The sequence below is a fragment of the Pseudoduganella sp. RAF53_2 genome (genome assembly GCF_052113985.1).
GTDB lineage: Bacteria > Pseudomonadota > Gammaproteobacteria > Burkholderiales > Burkholderiaceae_D > Rugamonas.
This window is the reverse complement of sequence record NZ_JBFRDW010000945.1, coordinates 1-1,548: the sequence shown is the minus strand read 5'-3', so window position 1 is coordinate 1,548 and position 1,548 is coordinate 1. Positions and strand designations below refer to the sequence as shown.

The 1,548-nt window shown below is 66.7% G+C and carries 3 protein-coding genes; all 3 read left to right on the top strand.

Annotation, left to right across the window (positions count from 1 at the left end; genetic code table 11):
- The first annotated feature begins 28 nt into the window (after nucleotides 1-28).
- Nucleotides 29-1,126: a tetraacyldisaccharide 4'-kinase gene (gene lpxK / locus AB4Z11_RS31270; RefSeq protein WP_442030011.1), complete on the top strand. Its 1,098-nt coding sequence runs from the start codon at nucleotides 29-31 to the stop codon at nucleotides 1,124-1,126.
- Nucleotides 1,107-1,283 (top strand): Trm112 family protein, encoded by a 177-nt coding sequence (locus AB4Z11_RS31265; protein WP_442030010.1) that lies wholly within the window; start codon nucleotides 1,107-1,109, stop codon nucleotides 1,281-1,283. The genes lpxK and AB4Z11_RS31265 overlap by 20 nt, the downstream gene beginning before the upstream one ends.
- Before the next feature lie 3 nt (nucleotides 1,284-1,286).
- On the top strand, nucleotides 1,287-1,548 hold a 262-nt coding region (locus AB4Z11_RS31260; protein ID WP_442030008.1), incomplete at its 3' end, for a cytidylyltransferase domain-containing protein.

Here is a 1,548-nt window from a genome sequence, read left to right as displayed (position 1 = left end):
TCGCTGCGCAGACCGGCCAGGCGAAATAATGTCCTCCTCGCTGGAGAGCACGCTCAGCCGCGAATGGCTGCGGCGCGGGCCACTGGCTTGTGCGCTGTGGCCGCTCTCCCTTGTCTTTCGTTCCCTCGCCGCGCTGCGCCGCGGTTTGTATGCCGCCGGCGTGTCGCACGCCGAGCGGCTGCCTGTGCCGGTGGTCGTGGTTGGGAATATCTTCATCGGCGGCACCGGCAAGACGCCGTTGACAATCTGGCTGGTCGAGGCCCTGCGCGAAGCGGGCTATACGCCGGGCGTGATTTCGCGCGGGTTTGGCAGTTCGGCGGCGGCGCCGCAGCTGGTGACGGCGTCTTCGGCGCCTTCCGAAGTCGGCGATGAGCCGGTGCTGATTGCTGCCCGTACCGGCGCACCGGTCATGGTCGGCCGGCGCCGGGCGGAAGCGGGCAGGGCGCTGCTGGCGGCGCGTCCCGATGTGGATATCATCGTCACCGACGACGGCTTGCAGCATTACGCGCTGGCCCGCGATGTGGAAATCGTCCTGTTCGACGCCCGCGGCGTCGGCAACGGCTGGACGCTGCCCGCCGGCCCCCTGCGCGAACCCCCATCGCGCCGGCGCGACTTCACGGTCGTGAATGCGCCCGAGCTGACTGCCGCCCTCGCTGCCACGGTTGCGCCGGATGCCGCAGGGCCTGGCGGCCGGACTGGTGCCGCCGCCGTACTGCCGCACCACGGAGGCGCTGCGCCGGTGCAGATGGTGCTGGCGGGCGATGTGGCGGAAAAGCTGAATGACCGGACGCAGCGCGTGGCGCTGAGCGAGCTGGCGGCGCGTGGCGGCAAGGTCGTCGCAGCGGCGGGGATTGGCAATCCGGGTAGATTTTTTGCCATGCTGCGCGGCGCCGGACTGCGGCCGCAAGAATTGCCTCTGCCCGACCATCATGATTTCCAGGACCGCCCCTTCGCGTCGCTGGAAGCCGACATTATTCTGGTCACCGAGAAGGATGCAGTAAAATGTCGGCAAATTGAAGAACTTAGCAACGATCCGAGAATCTGGGTCGTTCCGGTCAGCGCTCGCATCGACCGCGCGCTGGCTGATCAAATTGTGGAGAAATGTCGTGGATGCACGTCTGCTTGATATCCTGGTCTGCCCCGTTTGCAAAGGCCCGCTGGAACACGATAAGAAAAACCAGGAACTGATCTGCCGTGGCGACCGCCTGGCGTACCCGATCCGCGACGGCATCCCGATCATGTGGGCCGACGAGGCGCGTACCCTGCAGGACAGCACGGAGTAATTAGTGTCCTTCATCGTCATCATCCCGGCCCGCCTGGCCTCGACCCGCCTGCCGAACAAGCCGCTGGCTGACCTGGGCGGCAAGCCCATGGTGGTGCGCGTGGCCGAACGCGCCGCCGAATCCGGCGCCAGCCGCATCATCGTCGCCACCGACCACGAAGACATCAAAGCCGCCTGCGAACAGCATGGCGTGGAAGTGTGCATGACCCGGGCCGACCACCCGTCCGGCACCGATCGCATCGCCGAAGTGGCGCAGAAACTCAATC